The sequence below is a fragment of the Pseudomonas fluorescens genome (assembly GCF_902497875.1).
GTDB classification, from domain to species: domain Bacteria; phylum Pseudomonadota; class Gammaproteobacteria; order Pseudomonadales; family Pseudomonadaceae; genus Aquipseudomonas; species Aquipseudomonas fluorescens_BR.
In genome coordinates this window covers 183,551-200,584 of the sequence record NZ_CABVHY010000003.1, presented here as the reverse complement: position 1 = coordinate 200,584, position 17,034 = coordinate 183,551, and the positions used below count along the sequence as shown (strand labels likewise).

The window sequence follows — 17,034 nt, the reverse complement described above, 5'->3', positions numbered from 1 at the left end:
CCTAGCCTTGCTGCGCAAGACACTCGCGTAAAGCACTGCGCCAGTCCGGCTGAGTGATGCCCCATTGTTGTTGCAATCGGCTGCAATCCAGGCGCGAGTTCAACGGTCGGAGGGCTGGCGTCGGGTAGGCGCTGGACGGAATCGGTTCGAGGGTCGCGCACGGCTTGCCCAAGGATTGCAGCTGCTCACGGATCGCTTGGGCAAAACCGAACCAGGAAGTTTCGCCGCAAGCGGTCAGGTGGTAGGTGCCCCAGGTCCCGGCCTGACCTGTTTGCCAGCGCTCAATCAGGAGGCGGGTGCTGTTGGCGATGGTTCCGGCCCAAGTGGGGGCGCCGATCTGGTCCGCGACGATCTGCAGCTGCGGTTTTTCTTGCAGCAGGCGTTGCATGGTCAACAGAAAATTGTGGCCATGGGCCGAGTAGACCCAACTGGTACGCAGAATCAAATGCTCGCCGCCGACGTTGCGGATCGCCTGCTCACCGGCGAGTTTGCTTTTGCCGTAGACGCTCAACGGGTTGGGTGGATCATCCTCGGTGTAGGGCGCGGTTTTCTTGCCGTCGAACACGTAGTCGGTGGAATAGTGAATCAGCGGGATGCCCAGCTCAAAGGCTTGCTGGGCGAGGATCCCTGGCGCCGTGGCGTTGAGCGCGAACGCCAGATCCGGCTCGCTTTCAGCCTGATCGACCGCCGTGTGCGCCGCGGCATTGATAACCAGATCCGGGCGCAAGCTGCGCAGTTGCTGGCGGATCTGCTCGGGCTGAGTCAGGTCGAGCCGGTCGCGTCCCGGCACGATCAGCTCGCCGAGGTCCTTGAGGTGCAGTTGCAGCTCGCGGGAAACCTGCCCGTGCTGGCCACTGATAAGGATCTTCAGGGACGTGCTCATGGGAACATATCAGCCTCTTGCAGCAGCTTGCCAGCCTGGTCCTTGGCCGAGAGGCGTGGCGCTTCGTCGAGCTGCCAGTCGATGGCCAGGGTCGGATCGTCCCAGCGAATACAGCGCTCGGCCGATGGAGAGTAGTAATCGGTGGTTTTGTAGAGGCATTCGGCGAAGTCGCTCAGTACCAGGAAACCATGGGCGAAACCTTCCGGAATCCATAGCTGGCGATGGTTCTCAGCCGATACGCGCACGGCAACCCAGCGCCCGAAATTCGGCGAGCTGCGACGGATGTCCACCGCAACGTCGAGCACCTCTCCGGCGGTGACCCTTACCAGCTTTCCCTGGGTGTTTTCCAGTTGGTAGTGCAAGCCGCGCAGCACGCCTTTTTGCGAGCGTGAATGATTGTCTTGAACAAATTTCCGCTTCAGGCCGGTCGCTTCTTCGAAGGCCCTGGCGTTGTAGCTTTCGTAAAAAAAACCGCGCTCATCGCCCCATACCTTGGGTTCGATGATCAGAACACCAGGCAGATCGGTCTTGACTACATTCATGGGGTTTCTCCGGCCAGGGTGAGCAGGTATTGGCCGTATCCGGTTTTACCAAAATAACGAGCGTGCTTGAGCAGGTGCTGGCGGTCGATCCAGCCCTGGTTGTAGGCGATCTCTTCGAGACAGGCGACTTTCAGGCCTTGTCGGTGCTCGATGGTCTGCACGTATTGTGAGGCCTCCAGCAGGCTGTCGTGGGTGCCGGTATCGAGCCAGGCAAAGCCTCGACCGAAGCGTTCGACGCGCAAGTCGCCGCGCTGCAGATAAGCATTGTTGACGTCAGTGATTTCCAGTTCGCCACGGGCTGAAGGTTTGACGGCTTTAGCGATGTTTACCACCGAGTTGTCATAGAAATACAGGCCGGTGACGGCATAGCTCGATTTCGGCTGTTGAGGTTTTTCCTCGATCGACAAGACATGCCCCTGGCTATCGAAATCGATCACCCCAAAACGCTGAGGGTCTTTGACCCAGTAACCGAATATCGTGGCCCCTGCTGGCTGCTCGGCGGCGCGTAGCAGTTTCTCGGTGAAGTGCTGCCCGTGGAAAATGTTATCGCCGAGGATCAGGCACACCGAATCGTCACCGATAAACGCTTCACCGATCAGGAAAGCCTGGGCCAGCCCGTCCGGGGACGGCTGCTCGGCATAGGTGAACCGCACCCCGAACTGACTGCCGTCACCCAGCAGGTTGCGGTACTGCGGCAGGTCCTGGGGGGTGGAAATCACCAGGATGTCCTTGATGCCGGCCAGCATCAGTACCGAGATCGGGTAATAGATCATTGGTTTGTCGTAAACCGGCAGCAGTTGTTTGGACACGCCAAGGGTAATCGGGTGCAGGCGTGTACCTGTGCCGCCCGCCAGAACAATGCCCTTCATCATGCGATCAGATCCTTGAAGTCGCTGTTGCCCAGGCGTTGGCCTTGATAGCTACCGTCCTGAACGCGGCGACACCAGTCGAGGTTGTCGAGGTACCACTGCACGGTTTTGCGCAGCCCGCTTTCGAAGGTTTCCTCGGGAACCCAGCCGAGTTCGCGCTCGATTTTGCTGGCATCGATAGCGTACCGCAGGTCGTGGCCCGGGCGGTCCTTGACGAAGGTGATCAGCTCGGAAAATTGCCCGACGCCGGCCGGGCGCTGCGGCACAAGCTCTTGCAACAGGCTGCAAATGCTCTGCACCACGTCGATGTTTCGTTGCTCGTTATGGCCTCCGATGTTGTAGGTCTCACCGACCACACCTTTGGTCAGCACCTTGAGCAGTGCACGGACGTGATCTTCGACGTACAGCCAGTCACGTACCTGCAGGCCGTCGCCGTAAACCGGCAGCGGTTTCCCGGACAGCGCGTTGAGGATCACCCGCGGGATCAGCTTCTCCGGGAAATGGAACGGCCCGTAATTGTTCGAACAGTTGCTCAACAACACTGGCAAACCGTAGGTGCGCTGCCAGGCACGAACCAGGTGATCGGAGGCGGCTTTGCTGGCCGAATACGGAGAGCTAGGGGCGTAGGGCGTGGTTTCGGTGAACAGCTCATCGACGCCGTGCAGGTCGCCGTAGACCTCATCGGTGGAGATATGGTGAAAACGGAAGGCGCTTTTATCCGGCTCGGCCAATGTCTGCCACCAGGCGCGAGCGGCCTCCAGCAAGCTGTAGGTGCCGACGATGTTGGTCTGGATGAAATCCGCCGGGCCGTCGATGGAGCGGTCGACATGGGATTCGGCCGCCAGATGCATGATTGCATGCGGCTGGAACCGTGCCAGCACGGCGCTGACGGCGGCTTGATCGACGATATCGGCCTGCACGAACTCATAGCGGGTATCGGTCGCGATGCTGGTCAGCGACTCCAGATTGCCAGCGTAGGTCAGCTTGTCCAGATTGAGCACTTCGTGTTCGGTGTGCGAAATCAGATGGCGGATCAAGGCCGAACCAATAAAGCCGGCGCCGCCGGTAATGAGAATGCGCATGTCGGTAGTCTTACTCCTCAAGACGGGCGTAGAGCCATTGGATCATAGCGTGTTGGCAGGCCAGGGGTGGTGCTGGTCAGAGCCGGGAGTCCGGGATGACGCTTTCGCCTGTAGGAGCAGCGCTCCAAGTAAATCAGCCTATCAGCATGGATAAGGTCCGAACATTCCTGGCGTTCTACGCGTTGAGTAGGAAAAATCCCTGAGTGGAATCCGTCACCGATGACTGACTGGCATCCGGGGGTTGCGTATCGGCGGTCGCAGTGGCGATATAGGCGCCTGATAATAAAATCCAGAGGTCCGTTGTATGTCGCTTGCCACGTTGATTCATCGCGCCAGTCTGCCAAGCCCGCAGGTCACTGAGCAGCAAGCGCTGGAGCTGCTGCAGGTGCATTACGGCTTGAGCGGGACGTTGCATTCGCTGGGTAGCCAGCAGGATCTCAACTACCGTCTCGACAGCGACCTGGGCCGCTTCGTCCTGAAAATCTGTCGCGGTGACTATGCGGGCATTGAGCTTGAAGCCCAGCACGCGGCCCTCAAGCATCTGGGCGCGCATCCCGAGCTGCATGTGCCTGGGGTGATACCGGCGATCAACGGTCAGGACCTGCTCACGCTGGAAGTGGCCGGGCAACTGCTGCATGTACGTTTGCTCGATTACATCGAAGGCCAGTCGCTGACGCATCTCAAGCATCTGGGTCATGATCTGGTGTGCGGCCTGGGGCGACTCTGCGGCGAGATGGATCTGGCCCTGGCCGAGTTCCGGCACCCGGGGCTGGAACGCGCGCTGCAATGGGATGCGCGGCACGCCAACGGCTTGATCAATCACCTGTTGCCGGTGATCACCGATGAGCGCCAGCGCGGCTTGATCGCCAGCGCCGCGTTTGAGGCTGAACGTCGTTTGCAACCACTGGTGGCGGACCTGCCGGTGCAGGCGATCCATATGGACATCACCGATGACAACGTGGTCTGGCTGCGCGACCCGCAGCGTCAATGGCAACTGCAGGGGGTGATCGATTTCGGCGACCTGATTCGCACCTGGCGCATTACCGATCTGTCGGTGACCTGCGCGGCCTTGCTGCACCATGCCGAGGGTGATCCGTTCGGCATTCTGCCAGCGATCCGCGCCTACCACGCGGTCAATCCGCTGCAACATCAGGAGCTGCTGGCGCTCTGGCCGCTGATCGTCGCGCGCGCGGCGGTGTTGGTGCTCAGCGGCGAGCAACAGGTCAGCATCGATCCAGAGAATCAATACAGCCGCGACAATCTCACCCATGAATGGGAGATCTTTCGTGTCGCCACCTCAGCGCCGTTTGACTTGATGGATGCGGCGATTCTCACGGCGGTGGGGCATTCGTTGCCGCCGATTGCCAGTGAAGGCTTCGCGCCGTTGCTGCCGAGCCTGGTGGGACGTGAATTCGCCTTGATTGACCTGGGCGTGCTCAGCCCGCATTTCGAGGCCGGCAACTGGGAGCAGGAAGGCATCGATGAGCGTTTGCTGAGTGAAGCCGGCGCCACTCATGGTTTGGCGGCCAGCCGTTATGGACAATACCGTTTGTCCCGGACCCGTCCGGACAGTCCCGTTGAGCCGGACACTTGCCCGCTGCATGTGCAGTTGCAGGTGCCCCTTGGCACTGCGGTCGAGGCGCCGTTTGCGGGCGTGGTGCACGTGGCGGCCGATGGCGCTCTGCAGCTCGACAGTGCGCAGTTGCGCGTGCGTCTGTGGGGTGTCAAACCGTCGTTGCATTCGGGCGCGGCGCTGGTCAAAGGCCAGGTCCTGGGCGAGGTCAGTGGTCTGTTGCGAGTGCAGTGGTGCCGAGGACTGGAGCTCAACCCACCGCTGTTCTGCAGCCCTTCACAGGCCCCCGCCTGGCAGGCGTTGTGCCCCTCGCCAGCGGCGCTGTTGGGGCTGGCCTGCGATGCCGAACCCGAACTCGACCCGCAAGCCCTGCTGGCCCGCCGCGACGCCAGTTTCGCCCGTTCGCAGAAACACTATTACCTCGACCCGCCGCGCATCGAGCGCGGCTGGCGCAACCACCTGATCGACATGCAGGGCCGCTCCTACCTGGACATGCTCAACAATGTCGCGGTACTCGGTCACGGTCATCCGCGCATGGCCGCCGAAGCCAGTCGCCAATGGTCGCTGCTCAACACCAACTCGCGTTTCCACTACGCGGCGATTGCCGAGTTCTCCGAACGGTTGCTGGCGCTGGCGCCGGATTCCATGGACCGGGTATTCCTGGTCAACAGCGGCACCGAGGCCAATGACCTGGCGATCCGGCTGGCCTGGGCCTACAGCGGCGGTCGGGACATGCTCAGCGTGCTCGAGGCTTATCACGGCTGGTCGGTGGCCACTGATGCGATTTCCACCTCGATCGCCGATAACCCGAAAGCCCTCAGCACCCGTCCGGACTGGGTACACCCGGTGACCGCGCCGAACACCTATCGCGGTGAGTTTCGCGGCCTCGACAGCGCGCCGGATTACGTGCGCAGCGTCGAGCACAACCTGGCCAGGCTGGCCGAACAGAATCGCCAGCTGGCCGGTTTTATCTGCGAACCGGTATACGGCAATGCCGGCGGTATTTCGCTGCCGCCGGGCTATCTGCAACAGGTGTATGCACGGGTCCGCGCCCAGGGCGGTGTGTGTATCGCCGACGAAGTGCAGGTCGGATATGGCCGAATGGGCAAGTTCTTCTGGGGCTTTGAAGAGCAGGGCGTGGTGCCGGACATCATCACCATGGCCAAAGGCATGGGCAACGGTCAGCCATTGGGCGCGGTCATCACTCGTCGGGAAATCGCCGAAGCGCTGGAAGCCGAGGGTTACTTTTTCTCGTCAGCCGGTGGCAGTCCGGTCAGTTGCCGAATCGGCATAGCGGTACTGGACGTAATGGAGGAAGAGAAACTCTGGGAAAACGCGCAGATCGTCGGCGGGTATTTCAAGGAGCGTCTTGAGGCACTGATCGACCGCCACCCACTGGTCGGCGCCGTGCACGGTTCGGGCTTCTATCTGGGGGTGGAATTGATCCGCAACCGCGAAACCCTGGAGCCGGCCACCGAAGAAACCACCGCGCTGTGCGATCGCTTGCGCGAACTGGGGATCTTCATGCAGCCGACCGGCGACTACCTGAACATCCTCAAGATCAAGCCGCCGATGGTGACCTCGCGTCGGAGCGTGGACTTCTTCGTCGATACCTTGTCGAAGGTGTTGGATGAGGGGCTTTAAACGCGGATGACACCCGTAGGAGCTGCCGCAGGCTGCGATCTTTTGATTTTGCCGTAGATTTTCGGAGTCTGTGTGACCGCCAAAGATCGCAGCCTGCGGCAGCTCCTACAACAAGCGTCACCACGCGATAACTCGATTGTTATCGGGAATATTTGAAATAATTACGACGTAGTAAGATAGAAATGCTTTTAAAGCCGATTTTTATCGTCTATAAAGTCGCCATACCTCAAGGCGGTGGGTAACCACGCCTTGCCTGTTCCCCATTTCTGTCATCGGTCGATGCCAAAATCGACCCTCTGTACTCGCCCAGGAGATGATTCATGAGTCGTATCGTTACCGTCGCCGCTACCCAGATGGCCTGTTCCTGGGACCTGGAAGCCAACATCGAGACCGCCGAGAAGCTGGTCCGTGAGGCTGCGGCCAAGGGCGCGCAGATCATCCTGATTCAGGAGTTGTTCGAGACTCCGTACTTCTGCCAGAAGCCGAATCCGGATTACCTGCAATTGGCCACGTCGGTTGAAGACAACGTCGCCATCAAGCATTTCCAGAAAGTCGCCAAAGAACTCCAAGTCGTGCTGCCGATCAGCTTCTTCGAACTGGCTGGCCGCGCCCGCTTCAACAGCATCGCGATCATTGATGCGGACGGCAGCAACCTCGGGATTTATCGTAAAAGCCACATCCCGGATGGTCCTGGCTACCACGAAAAGTACTACTTCAACCCGGGCGATACCGGCTTCAAAGTCTGGAACACCCGTTACGCGAAAATCGGCGTGGGTATCTGCTGGGATCAGTGGTTCCCGGAATGCGCCCGCAGCATGGCGCTGCAAGGCGCGGAAATCCTGTTTTACCCAACCGCCATCGGCAGCGAGCCGCACGACAAGACCATCTCGTCCCGCGACCACTGGCAGCGCGTGCAGCAAGGCCATGCCGGCGCCAACCTGATGCCGTTGATCGCCAGCAACCGTATCGGCAATGAAGAGCAGGATGGCTACGACATCACCTTCTACGGCTCGTCGTTCATCGCCAACCAGTTCGGCGAGAAGGTTCAGGAGCTCAACGAAACCGAAGAAGGCGTGTTGGTCCACAGCTTCGACCTCGACGAGCTGGAGCACACTCGCAGTGCCTGGGGTTCGTTCCGTGACCGTCGCCCGAACCTGTATAGCGCAATCAAAACCCTCGACGGTTCGCTGGAGTCCTGATCGCCATGACCACTTTGAATAGCACGCCTCGCGCCGACGGTTTTTTCATGCCGGCCGAGTGGGCCACCCAGACGCAGACCTGGATGATCTGGCCTGAGCGTCCGGACAACTGGCGTCTGGGCGGCAAGCCGGCGCAGGCCGCGCACGTGGCGGTGGCCAAGGCCATCGCCCGGTTCGAGCCGGTGACCGTCGCGGTGTCCGCCGGGCAGTACGAGAACGCCCGTGCGCGTCTCGACGTGCCGAATATCCGCCTGGTGGAGATGTCCAGCGACGATGCCTGGGTCCGTGATACCGGTCCGACCTTTGTCATCAATAACACTGGCGAAGTTCGTGGTGTCGACTGGGACTTCAATGCCTGGGGCGGCTTCGAGGGCGGTCTGTATTCCCCGTGGAACCGTGACGAGCAGGTCGCCGGCAAGGTGCTGGAGATCGAACGTTGCCAGCGCTACCGCACCAAGGGCTTCGTGCTCGAAGGCGGTTCGATCCATGTCGACGGCGAAGGCACGTTGATCACCACCGAAGAGTGCCTGCTCAACCACAATCGCAACCCGCACATGAATCGTGCCGAGATCGAAGCGTTACTCAGCGCGCAGCTGGCTGTGGATAAGATCATCTGGTTGCCGGACGGTTTGTTCAACGACGAAACCGACGGGCATGTGGATAACTTCTGCTGCTACGTGCGCCCGGGTGAAGTGTTGCTGGCCTGGACCGATGACCCGCAAGACCCGAACTACCCGCGCTGCCAGGCGGCAATGAAGGTGCTGGAAAGCAGCCGCGATGCCAAGGGTCGCACTTTTACCGTGCATAAAATGCCGATTCCCGGGCCGCTGTTTGCGACCGAGGAAGAGTGTGCTGGGGTTGATCCGGTGGACGGCACTCAGGAGCGTAATCCTTCAGTGCGTTTGGCGGGTTCTTACGTCAACTTCCTGATCGTCAACGGCGGCATCATCGCGCCAAGCTTCGACGATCCCCTGGATAACCAGGCCAGGGAGATTCTCCAGCGCCTGTTTCCGCAGCACGAAGTGGTGATGGTCCCCGGCCGCGAACTGTTACTGGGCGGTGGCAATATCCATTGCCTTACCCAACAGCAGCCCGCGCCGCACAAAGGTTGAGTGCAGTTGTAACAGCCCTTGTCGCCTGAAAGACGACCGGGGCTGTGGATCCAACTCTCCAGCCCGTACCAAGCCCGCAGCCCGACTGGACTGCGGGCTTTTTTGTGGGTGCGGTCCTTCAAAACGCAACATTGGCACAGCTCTTGTATCTGTTCGGGGGTAAATCTAGGACGTGTGGAACTGCGATGTTCTGTCATAAACCTTGGATAAGTTAGCCGCTCATAAACCAGGAGAGAGCGCTGAAATGAACGCCGAAGTGAACACGGTCAGCGAGCGGACATCGCATCCCTTGGCGATGAATAGCGAATCGCTCCCGGTTCTGGCGCACTGGTTGGAATCCAATGGAACGTGTCAGATCAGAGACTCTGATCCGCGCCGGATGATGATCGAGCGCTACCCCGCTGGTTTATTCAGCGAAGCGGAACTGGAAGCGTTGTGGGATGTAATGGAAGGATAAGCAAACAACGGATTGATAAAAGCGCTGCCCGGATGGCAGCGCTTTTTTTATGGGCGAAGGTTTTGTTTGGGAAATACAGATGCGTGATCAACACCGAACCAATGTCCCACAGGTTTTTGCGGTGTCTAGAAGCTGTAAGTTCCAGTCACCACCAGGCTGCGCGGTTCGCCCGGCTGGATCTGCGCCGCACTGGTGGACGATGAGTAATAGGTCTTATCGCTGATATTGTTCAGCGCCGCGCGCAGGTCCCAGTCCTTCTGACGGAACCCGGCCAACGCGTCCCAACTGCCATAACCCGGCAACACCGTGGTGTTGAGGTTGTCGGCGTAGCGTTCGCCGACCAGGGTCAGGCCGGTTTCGGCGTACCAGCCCATCTCCGGTTTCCAGGTCAGGAACAGACTGCCGTTGCGTTTGGCGACGTTGCTGATGCGTTTGCCTTCGAAGCCGTTGTTGTCCTTCTCGACGGTGGCATCCTGCAGCCCGACTCCACCTCGCAGGTACCAGTTGCCGGTGATTTTTCCGCTGGCGGTCAGCTCGATCCCGCGTGAGCGCTGCACGCCGGTGAGTAACGTGACGGTCGGATCATTCGGATCGCTGGTGCGACGGTTGTAGAGTTCCAGCTCGTAGATAGCCAGGGTGGTGCTCAGGCGATCGTCGAGCCAGTCGCTTTTCACGCCGATTTCTTTTTGCTTGGTCAGCTCGGGACTCAGGTCGTTACTGTTGCCGGCCGCGCCGGGGGTGATGCCGATCAGACCGCCGCCTACCGGAGAGAAGGTCTTGGTCCAGGAGGCATAGAACGAGTGGTTCTGCAGCGGAGTCCAGACCACACCGACACGCGGGCTGGTGCTGTGGCTGTCGCGATCTTCGGAAAGATCACGCAGCTTGTTGGTCGTCTCGATATCGAAGGTGTCGTAGCGCAGGCCCGCGAGCAGTTGCCATTGGTCGTTCAGGCGTAGCTGGTCCTGTACGTAGACGGCGCGGCTTTCGACTTCGGTATGGTTGTCGCTGGAGACTTGCATCCGCCCGGTATGGCTCAGATTGCGATCGGGGTTGTACAGGTCCAGCGCTGGCACCGCACGACCGCCGGCACTCACCGCCGCCGCGTTGTACAGCGTCGGGTCGCGGCGCTGGCTGCCGATCTCGATACCGGTGAGCAGGCGATGCTCGAGGCCGAAGGTATCGAAGCCGCCTTCCAGCTCCAGGTTGTTGAAGACGTTACGGGTGGTCAGGTCCTGCTGCCAACGTTGCCGGGTCACGGTGCTCGCCGCTGCGTTGTAGCCGGTCACGTAGGTGTTGTCGAAATCACTGTTGAGCTTGAATACGCCCAGGGTGTGTCGCAGCTGCCAATTCTCGGTCAGCTCGTAGCTGAGTTTCGAACGCAGCGATTGCGACTTGTCGTCGATGTAGTCGCGTTTATCGCCGTAGGTGGTATCGCGGCCGACATCCGCCGGACGCCCGTCAACCCCAGGAATGCCACGATCCGGCGTACGGTTGTAGCGGCTGTATTCGTACTGCACCAGCCAGTTCAGCTCGGGCGTCAGTTGCCAGCTCATCGAGGGTGCAAACAGTTGGCGATTGCCACTTACCCCATCGCGAAAGCTGTTCTGGTCCATGTTGCCCATGTTCAGGCGCAGGCTGATGTTTTCCGACGGGTCAGTGCTGAGGTCCGCGTAAAGGCTGCGCAAATCCTCACTGCCGCCCTGGGCTTCGAGGGTCGAGCGGCGGCCGAACTGCGGCAGCTTGCTGACCCGATTGACGATCCCGCCCTGGCTGCCACGGCCGTAAAGTACGGCGGCCGGGCCTTTGAGCACTTCGACCCGTTCGATGTTGTGCAGGTCGCGCACGTACTGGCTGTCGTCGCGAATGCCGTCGAGGTAGAAGTCATTGCTGGCGTCGAAACCGCGGATGCGCAGGCTGTCGAAGCGGGTGTCGGCGCCGCTGCTGACGTTGGGGATACCGCTCAGTGCCTTGCCCAGATCGTTCGTGCCATAGTCGAGGACGTTCGACGTCTTCACCGAGTCGATGGCTTGTGGCACATAACGCACCGGGGTGGCGGTCCGGGTCGCGGTGCTGACTTCCTTGACCCGTGGATCATCGACATCAGCTTCGGCGCTGATGGACGTCTCGGGCAGGGTGGTGGTTGCGGCGCCAGTGAGTTCGGCAGACAGCAAGGCGCAGAGCCCGAGGGTAACGGGCATGAGACAGGAGGGAACAGGCATTCTAAAAAGCACATCCGCAAGGGTGATAAAAATCGAGGGCGCGAATGATAATGCTTGTTATTTGCTTCTGTTAATTATTCTTGAAATGTTCATTGGGTTGATTGTTTCGAGTTGTGTCTGACGCGCTCAGAGCTTGAAATACGTGGACCTGAAGGACATTCGAGCACCGCGAATCACTGCCATTCTGGCCGCAGAGCAATTGTCCGGACGGGGTCTTGAATTGTTGGGGCATTTGCAGACGGCGCGGTTGCTGGAACTCGCCGCGGCTATGGCAACTACGTTCTTAGACGATTTTTACATATTCACTAACGATTCACGAAATTGACACTACATTGAAGGCGCGGATAGGATTCGATCCAACGCCTGTGGCTATCAGCCATGACTTCAAAATAATAAAAAGGCCCGCCGCGATCACTCGTGGGCGGGCCTTTTTGTTTTTGGCTGAAAAAAGAGCGTTCAAGCGCCACTTCAGCCTGCAGTCGCGGGGCGTATCAACCGGTAATAAAGGAATAACAAAATGTTGAACAAGCGGATTAGTCTGATCGCACTGGGGATTTTGAGCACCACTCAAGCAATGGCTAACGACCAAGCCGATTCCAAAGGTTTTGTTGAAGACAGCAGCCTGAAAGTGCTGCTGCGCAATGCTTACATGAACCGTGACTATAAAGACGGTAATCCGGACAAGGCGGAATGGGGCCAGGCGGCTATCGGCACCTTTTCCTCCGGCTTCACCCAGGGTACCGTCGGCGTCGGTGTCGATGCTTTCGGTCTGTACGCGTTGCGTCTGGATGGCGGCAAGGGTCGCAGCGGTGCTGGCGGGATCGACTTCTTCAAGCAAGGTGACAGCGGCAGCGCTGCCAACGACCTGTCCAAGGCCGGCGCCGCGGTCAAGTTCCGTGTTTCCAGCACCGTGCTCACCTACGGCGATCAGATGCCTGCCTTGCCGGTCCTGAGCTATGACAACGGGCGTCTGCTGCCAGAAAGCTACACCGGTACCCTGATCACCTCCAAGGAGATCAAAGGCCTGGAGCTGAACGCCGGGCGCTTCACCGCCGAATCGCGCAAGAGCGCTGAAGGCCATGACAGCGGTGGCCTGAAAAGCATCAACGTCCTCGGCGGTAGCTACCAGTTCACCGACAACTTCAAGGCTGGTCTGTACGCTTCCGATGTCGAAGACGTGCTGAAGAAGCAGTACATCAACGCCAACTACGTATTCCCGCTGGCCAGCGATCAGTCGCTGACCCTGGACTTGAACGGCTATCGCACCAAGCTGGAGGACTCCTACGTCCGTTCCACCGGCGCGACCGGTGATGACAACAAGATCTGGAGCCTGGCAGCCATCTTCGCCACCGGCCCACATTCGTTCACCCTCGCTCACCAGCGCAGCACCGGTGACAGCAATCTCGGCTACGCATACGGCGGCTATCAGAAAGATCAAAACCGCGTGGGCGATGGTGGCAACTCCATCTATCTGGCCAACTCCTACTGGTCCGACTTCAACGCCGAAGACGAACGTTCCTGGCAGCTGGGCTACGGCCTCGACTTCGGCGCCTTCGGCGTTCCTGGCCTGAGCTACAACTTCGCCTACGTGCGTGGCGACAACATCACCACTTCTACCAGCACCGGCGGCACCGAGCGGGAAATCTTCAACCAGTTCAAGTACGTGGTGCAGAGCGGCCCGGCCAAAGACCTGAGCGTGAAACTGCGCAGCTCGATCCTGCGCGTGTCGCAGAAATCCAGCGAATACAACGTCAGCGGCAACGAAGTGCGGGTGTTCGTCGATTACCCGATCAACATTTTCTGACGATCGGTTGCGTCACCCCTGTCTGATTTCAGGCTGAACAATAAAAAGCCCCGACTGGTTCGGGGCTTTTGCTTAAGTGCTCCCGGGAAAGGAGTCGGCTCATATACTGCGAAATGGGCGAAAGCCATATTCTTATGTCGAAAAATAAACTTTCCCATGCCTAGCCGAGCAGGCGCTTAGCGGTTTTTGTCCTAAGCTCTGTGCAGTGCCACCATTAAGCTATGACGAAGTGTACTTGTGGAGTTCCAGACAGTGCTTTGAAAAGATAAATACAAGGGAGTTTGTATGCAAAAAGAACATAGATTTCAGGCGCTGGATAGTTTCAGGGGACTCTGTGCATTGGCCGTGGTGGTCTACCATCTGCGCGTGGTGGGGAGTTTTACCGAACTTGAGTTCTTTCGAAACTCCGCCGCGTTAGTGGCCTTCTTTTTTGTCCTCAGTGGATTTGTGCTGGCCCATGCCTATGGCTCGAAAATGACCGTCGATATCAGAAGGTTTTTTATCTCCCGGACCTTCAGGCTGTTTCCTTTGCACCTCTTCATGCTGGGGGTGTTTATTCTGCTGGAAGTGGGCAGGTACATAGCGCATCAAAAGGGCATGGAGTTTAATAATGAGCCCTTTACCGGGAAGTTCGCGCCCTCTGGAATAATCCCGAACTTGTTCCTGGTGCAATCTTGGACAAGCTTGACTAATCCACTTTCTTTCAACTATCCGTCATGGAGTATCAGTATTGAATACTACACCTACATGATTTTCGCCGTGACCTTGGGCATCGCCCTGGTTGGCCGCAAGCTATTGTGGGCTGCGATATCCCTGCTGGCGTTCGTGCTTATTTATCAAGATAACGTTTTTTTCACCCAGGAATCACTGCGAGGCCTGTCGTGCTTTTTTGCCGGCTGCTTAACCTACGTAGTGTTTATCGCCCTCACTAAAGTCATCAACCCCGGGTTTTGGTTACTGACGGTTCTGGAAGGCGTGTCATTGATCTGCGCTGCGACGTTGATGATGGCTGACATAGAGCAAAAAGCCACCGTGGTGAGCCTGATGTTCTGCCTGGTTATCGTGATCTTCGCCTTTGATGGCGGCGCTTTCTCCAGGTTGTTGAACGTAGGTTTTTTCAAGTTCCTCGGGAAGCTGTCCTACTCCATCTACCTGACGCATGCGGCCATTCTGTTTTGTGCGTTGTCGGTATTCATGGTGGCCAGCAAAGTAATCGGAATCGATTTCACCACAAACATTGACGGCGACAGGTACCTGGATATCGGGAACGTCTGGATAAACAATACCGTGGCGATGCTGATCGTGTCGTCGGTGGTTGTGCTGTCGATGTTCACCTACAAGTACATCGAGATGAAAGGGCAGGCGTACGGAAGGACCTTGATCAACAAGAAACCAGCAGAGGCCGAGAAGGTGGCTGTTTAGAGTGCAGGGCATCAGTAAGCCAGGGGCACGGGACGGAGGGGGGGCGTTCGTCAACCGAGTGGCCAGACCTGCGGGTGGCCCATAAAAAAGGCGCCCTGCAGGGCGCCTTCAATAATTCGTGAGGAGTAGTCGCAGCGATTCTTTAGCACTGGGTCATCAGCGACCTTGGGGTCAGGATCCGATGAGCGGACTCATCGTCACTACTTCAGAGAGAGCCAGTTTCTCTGCTGCCGAAAATCTGGGGGAGCGTTACTGGAGCCCATATCCAGAAATGCGCAATTGCAGTCCTCAGTCATTATTTTCAACCTGGATTGGGAGAGTGTCAATAACACAAATGTTTCCTGTTTCCGGGGGGCAGGGCCTGCGAAAGCGTTGAGTCAGGCACAAAAAAATGGCCTGGGAAAATAACGTCTCCCACCTTCGATATCCGCCCGCACTCATTACACCACGTCACAAATGATGTTCTTTTTCCTGTCTTTATCCCTCCAGAGCAACGTCCTACATTGACCTCCACTTGCCTATCCTTCATGTCGAAGGGAGGTCACAGGAGAGTCGTCATGCCTTTTGTCAGCGTGCGCATTACCCGCGATGGCGTTACCACGGAGCAGAAAGCTCAGGTGATCGCTGAAATCACTGAAACCCTGGAACGGGTCCTCCACAAACGCCCGGACCTGACCCACATCGTAATCGAAGAAGTCGACACCGATAACTGGGGCTATGCCGGGATGACCACCACTCAGTACCGAAAACAACTGGCGCAGGAGCAGTCATGAGACCGTCCGTCACCATCGATTTCGTCTCCGATGTGGTGTGCCCGTGGTGCGCCTTGGGTGCGACGGCACTGGAGCAAGCCATCGAGAACCTGGCCGATGAAGTCTCGGTCGAGCTGACCTACAAGCCTTTCGAGCTGAACCCGGACATGCCTGCCGAAGGCGAGAACGCGGTCAAGCACTTGATGCGCAAATACGGCCGCAGCGCCGAGGAAGTCGCCGCCGGCAAAGCGCTGCAGATCGCTCGCGGTCAGGCCATCGGTTTCCGGTTCGACCTGGAAAAACGCAGCCACTTCTACAATACCTTTGATGCTCACCGTCTGTTGTTCTGGGCGGCGCGGGAAGGGCGGCAGATCGCGCTCAAGCGAGCCTTGCTGCGCGCGTATTTCGCCGACGGCCAGAACCCGAGCGATCACCAGACGCTGGTGCGTCTGGCCGGTGAAGCGGGGCTGGACAGGGCGCGTGCGAATGAAGTGCTGGCGTCCGGAGCGTTCGCCAACGAGGTGCGTGCGCTTGAAGGGTTTTACCGCGAGCGCGGCATCAATTCGGTACCGGCCATGATCCTCAACGGTCGTCATCTGGTGTCCGGTTCGCAATCGGTTGAGTACTACGAACAGATGCTGAGGCAAATGGCGCAGGTCCCCGCCCAAGCCTGATTGATCACTTTTTCAAACCATCATTTTTTGTAGAGGTTCATTATGAGCAATTCGAAAAAAGTCATTGTTATTACTGGCGCATCCCAAGGTCTCGGCGCCGGCATGCTCAAGGCCTTCCGTGATCTCGATTACCGGGTGGTTGCCACCTCGCGTTCGATCAAACCGTCCACCGATCCGGACATTCTCACCGTGGCGGGTGACATCGCCGACCCGGCGATCGCCCAGCGAGTTATCCATGAAACGATCGCACGTTTTGGCCGTATCGACACCCTGGTCAACAACGCCGGGATCTTCATCGCCAAGCCGTTCACCGCCTATACCCACGAAGACTATGCTGCTGTGCTGTCGGTGAACCTGAATGGTTTCTTCTACATCACCCAACTCGCAATCACCGAGATGGAAAAACAGGGCAGTGGCCACGTCGTCAACATCACCACCAGCCTGGTGGACCACGCCATCGAAGGCGTGCCGTCGGTACTCGCGTCGTTGACCAAAGGTGGCCTCAACGCCGCGACCAAATCCCTGGCCATCGAGTACGCCAAGCGCGGCATCCGTGTGAATGCGGTTTCCCCCGGCATCATCAAAACCCCGATGCACGGCGAAGAAACCCATGAAGCGCTGGGGAGTTTGCACCCGGTCGGGCACATGGGCGAGATCAGCGATATCGCTCAAGCCGTCGTGTATCTGGACTCCGCCCATTTCGTCACCGGCGAAATCTTGCACGTCGATGGCGGTCAGAGCGCCGGCCACTGAGAGCTGTGCGCAGCGTCGTCGATAAACGAAGCCAGCCGGTTTGGCTCAA

General features: G+C 58.6%; 14 protein-coding genes and 1 pseudogene. 10 read left to right on the top strand and 5 right to left on the bottom strand.

Translation table 11 applies throughout. From position 1 onward, the window contains the following. Position 1 precedes the first annotated feature (1 nt). Genes rfbD through rfbB form a run of 4 tightly spaced genes read right to left on the bottom strand, consistent with a single transcriptional unit; the run spans position 2 to position 3,376 of the window. Positions 2 to 883 (bottom strand): dTDP-4-dehydrorhamnose reductase, encoded by an 882-nt coding sequence (gene rfbD / locus F8N85_RS03965; protein ID WP_150802369.1) that lies wholly within the window; start codon positions 881 to 883, stop codon positions 2 to 4. Then, complete coding sequence (gene rfbC / locus F8N85_RS03960) at positions 880 to 1,425, bottom strand: dTDP-4-dehydrorhamnose 3,5-epimerase (protein ID WP_150802368.1); 546 nt, start codon at positions 1,423 to 1,425, stop codon at positions 880 to 882. Before rfbC ends, rfbD begins: the two co-directional genes overlap by 4 nt. Beyond that, positions 1,422 to 2,297 carry a glucose-1-phosphate thymidylyltransferase RfbA gene (gene rfbA, locus F8N85_RS03955; RefSeq protein ID WP_150802367.1) on the bottom strand — a complete coding sequence of 292 codons (876 nt, stop codon included), beginning with the start codon at positions 2,295 to 2,297 and terminating at the stop codon, positions 1,422 to 1,424. Before rfbA ends, rfbC begins: the two co-directional genes overlap by 4 nt. Beyond that, positions 2,294 to 3,376 (bottom strand): dTDP-glucose 4,6-dehydratase, encoded by a 1,083-nt coding sequence (rfbB, locus tag F8N85_RS03950; protein ID WP_150802366.1) that lies wholly within the window; start codon positions 3,374 to 3,376, stop codon positions 2,294 to 2,296. Before rfbB ends, rfbA begins: the two co-directional genes overlap by 4 nt. 304 nt (positions 3,377 to 3,680) lie before the next feature. Here rfbB and F8N85_RS03945 point away from each other — a divergent pair, with 304 nt between their 5' ends. The 4 genes from F8N85_RS03945 (at position 3,681) to F8N85_RS03930 (ending at position 9,361) form a co-directional block, all read left to right on the top strand. Then, positions 3,681 to 6,593, top strand: coding sequence for an aminotransferase (locus tag F8N85_RS03945; RefSeq protein ID WP_150802365.1), 2,913 nt, complete (start codon positions 3,681 to 3,683; stop codon positions 6,591 to 6,593). Between the two features lie 320 nt (positions 6,594 to 6,913). Beyond that, positions 6,914 to 7,792, top strand: a complete 879-nt coding sequence (aguB, locus tag F8N85_RS03940) for an N-carbamoylputrescine amidase (protein ID WP_150802364.1) — start codon at positions 6,914 to 6,916, stop codon at positions 7,790 to 7,792. A gap of 5 nt (positions 7,793 to 7,797) precedes the next feature. Then, on the top strand, positions 7,798 to 8,904 hold the full coding sequence (gene aguA / locus F8N85_RS03935; protein WP_150802363.1) for an agmatine deiminase: 1,107 nt from the start codon (positions 7,798 to 7,800) through the stop codon (positions 8,902 to 8,904). Positions 8,905 to 9,148: 244 nt separating this feature from the next. Then, positions 9,149 to 9,361 carry a hypothetical protein gene (locus F8N85_RS03930; protein ID WP_150802362.1) on the top strand — a complete coding sequence of 71 codons (213 nt, stop codon included), beginning with the start codon at positions 9,149 to 9,151 and terminating at the stop codon, positions 9,359 to 9,361. A gap of 125 nt (positions 9,362 to 9,486) precedes the next feature. Here F8N85_RS03930 and F8N85_RS03925 read toward each other — a convergent pair whose 3' ends face one another. Then, positions 9,487 to 11,580 carry a TonB-dependent receptor gene (locus F8N85_RS03925; protein WP_150802361.1) on the bottom strand — a complete coding sequence of 698 codons (2,094 nt, stop codon included), beginning with the start codon at positions 11,578 to 11,580 and terminating at the stop codon, positions 9,487 to 9,489. Between the two features lie 163 nt (positions 11,581 to 11,743). Between F8N85_RS03925 and F8N85_RS34800 the strand changes: the two are divergent. From F8N85_RS34800 to F8N85_RS03895, 6 genes and pseudogenes are all read left to right on the top strand, one after another. Continuing rightward, positions 11,744 to 11,836: pseudogene (locus tag F8N85_RS34800) on the top strand (DsbA family protein); the annotation flags it as partial. A 261-nt stretch (positions 11,837 to 12,097) separates the two neighbouring features. After that, positions 12,098 to 13,384 (top strand): OprD family porin, encoded by a 1,287-nt coding sequence (locus tag F8N85_RS03915; protein WP_150802360.1) that lies wholly within the window; start codon positions 12,098 to 12,100, stop codon positions 13,382 to 13,384. A 285-nt stretch (positions 13,385 to 13,669) separates the two neighbouring features. Continuing rightward, positions 13,670 to 14,806, top strand: coding sequence for an acyltransferase family protein (locus F8N85_RS03910; RefSeq protein ID WP_150802359.1), 1,137 nt, complete (start codon positions 13,670 to 13,672; stop codon positions 14,804 to 14,806). A gap of 557 nt (positions 14,807 to 15,363) precedes the next feature. Then, positions 15,364 to 15,579: a tautomerase family protein gene (locus F8N85_RS03905; protein WP_150802358.1), complete on the top strand. Its 216-nt coding sequence runs from the start codon at positions 15,364 to 15,366 to the stop codon at positions 15,577 to 15,579. After that, positions 15,576 to 16,232: a DsbA family oxidoreductase gene (locus F8N85_RS03900; protein ID WP_150802357.1), complete on the top strand. Its 657-nt coding sequence runs from the start codon at positions 15,576 to 15,578 to the stop codon at positions 16,230 to 16,232. Before F8N85_RS03905 ends, F8N85_RS03900 begins: the two co-directional genes overlap by 4 nt. 42 nt (positions 16,233 to 16,274) lie before the next feature. Further along, entirely contained in the window at positions 16,275 to 16,985 is a 711-nt protein-coding gene (locus tag F8N85_RS03895; protein WP_150802356.1) for an SDR family NAD(P)-dependent oxidoreductase, read from the top strand. The last annotated feature ends 49 nt before the right edge of the window (positions 16,986 to 17,034 follow it).

Excerpts from the sequence above, each read along its gene's own strand:
- F8N85_RS03945 (WP_150802365.1), top strand. The coding sequence starts at position 3,681 with ATGTCGCTTGCCACGTTGATTCATCGCGCCAGTCTGCCAAGCCCGCAG.
- F8N85_RS03915 (WP_150802360.1), top strand. The coding sequence starts at position 12,098 with ATGTTGAACAAGCGGATTAGTCTGATCGCACTGGGGATTTTGAGCACC.
- rfbC (WP_150802368.1), bottom strand. The coding sequence starts at position 1,425 with ATGAATGTAGTCAAGACCGATCTGCCTGGTGTTCTGATCATCGAACCC.
- F8N85_RS03930 (WP_150802362.1), top strand. The coding sequence starts at position 9,149 with ATGAACGCCGAAGTGAACACGGTCAGCGAGCGGACATCGCATCCCTTG.
- F8N85_RS03925 (WP_150802361.1), bottom strand. The coding sequence starts at position 11,580 with ATGCCTGTTCCCTCCTGTCTCATGCCCGTTACCCTCGGGCTCTGCGCC.
- F8N85_RS03900 (WP_150802357.1), top strand. The coding sequence starts at position 15,576 with ATGAGACCGTCCGTCACCATCGATTTCGTCTCCGATGTGGTGTGCCCG.
- rfbA (WP_150802367.1), bottom strand. The coding sequence starts at position 2,297 with ATGATGAAGGGCATTGTTCTGGCGGGCGGCACAGGTACACGCCTGCAC.
- F8N85_RS03910 (WP_150802359.1), top strand. The coding sequence starts at position 13,670 with ATGCAAAAAGAACATAGATTTCAGGCGCTGGATAGTTTCAGGGGACTC.
- aguB (WP_150802364.1), top strand. The coding sequence starts at position 6,914 with ATGAGTCGTATCGTTACCGTCGCCGCTACCCAGATGGCCTGTTCCTGG.
- rfbD (WP_150802369.1), bottom strand. The coding sequence starts at position 883 with ATGAGCACGTCCCTGAAGATCCTTATCAGTGGCCAGCACGGGCAGGTT.
- rfbB (WP_150802366.1), bottom strand. The coding sequence starts at position 3,376 with ATGCGCATTCTCATTACCGGCGGCGCCGGCTTTATTGGTTCGGCCTTG.
- F8N85_RS03905 (WP_150802358.1), top strand. The coding sequence starts at position 15,364 with ATGCCTTTTGTCAGCGTGCGCATTACCCGCGATGGCGTTACCACGGAG.
- F8N85_RS03895 (WP_150802356.1), top strand. The coding sequence starts at position 16,275 with ATGAGCAATTCGAAAAAAGTCATTGTTATTACTGGCGCATCCCAAGGT.
- aguA (WP_150802363.1), top strand. The coding sequence starts at position 7,798 with ATGACCACTTTGAATAGCACGCCTCGCGCCGACGGTTTTTTCATGCCG.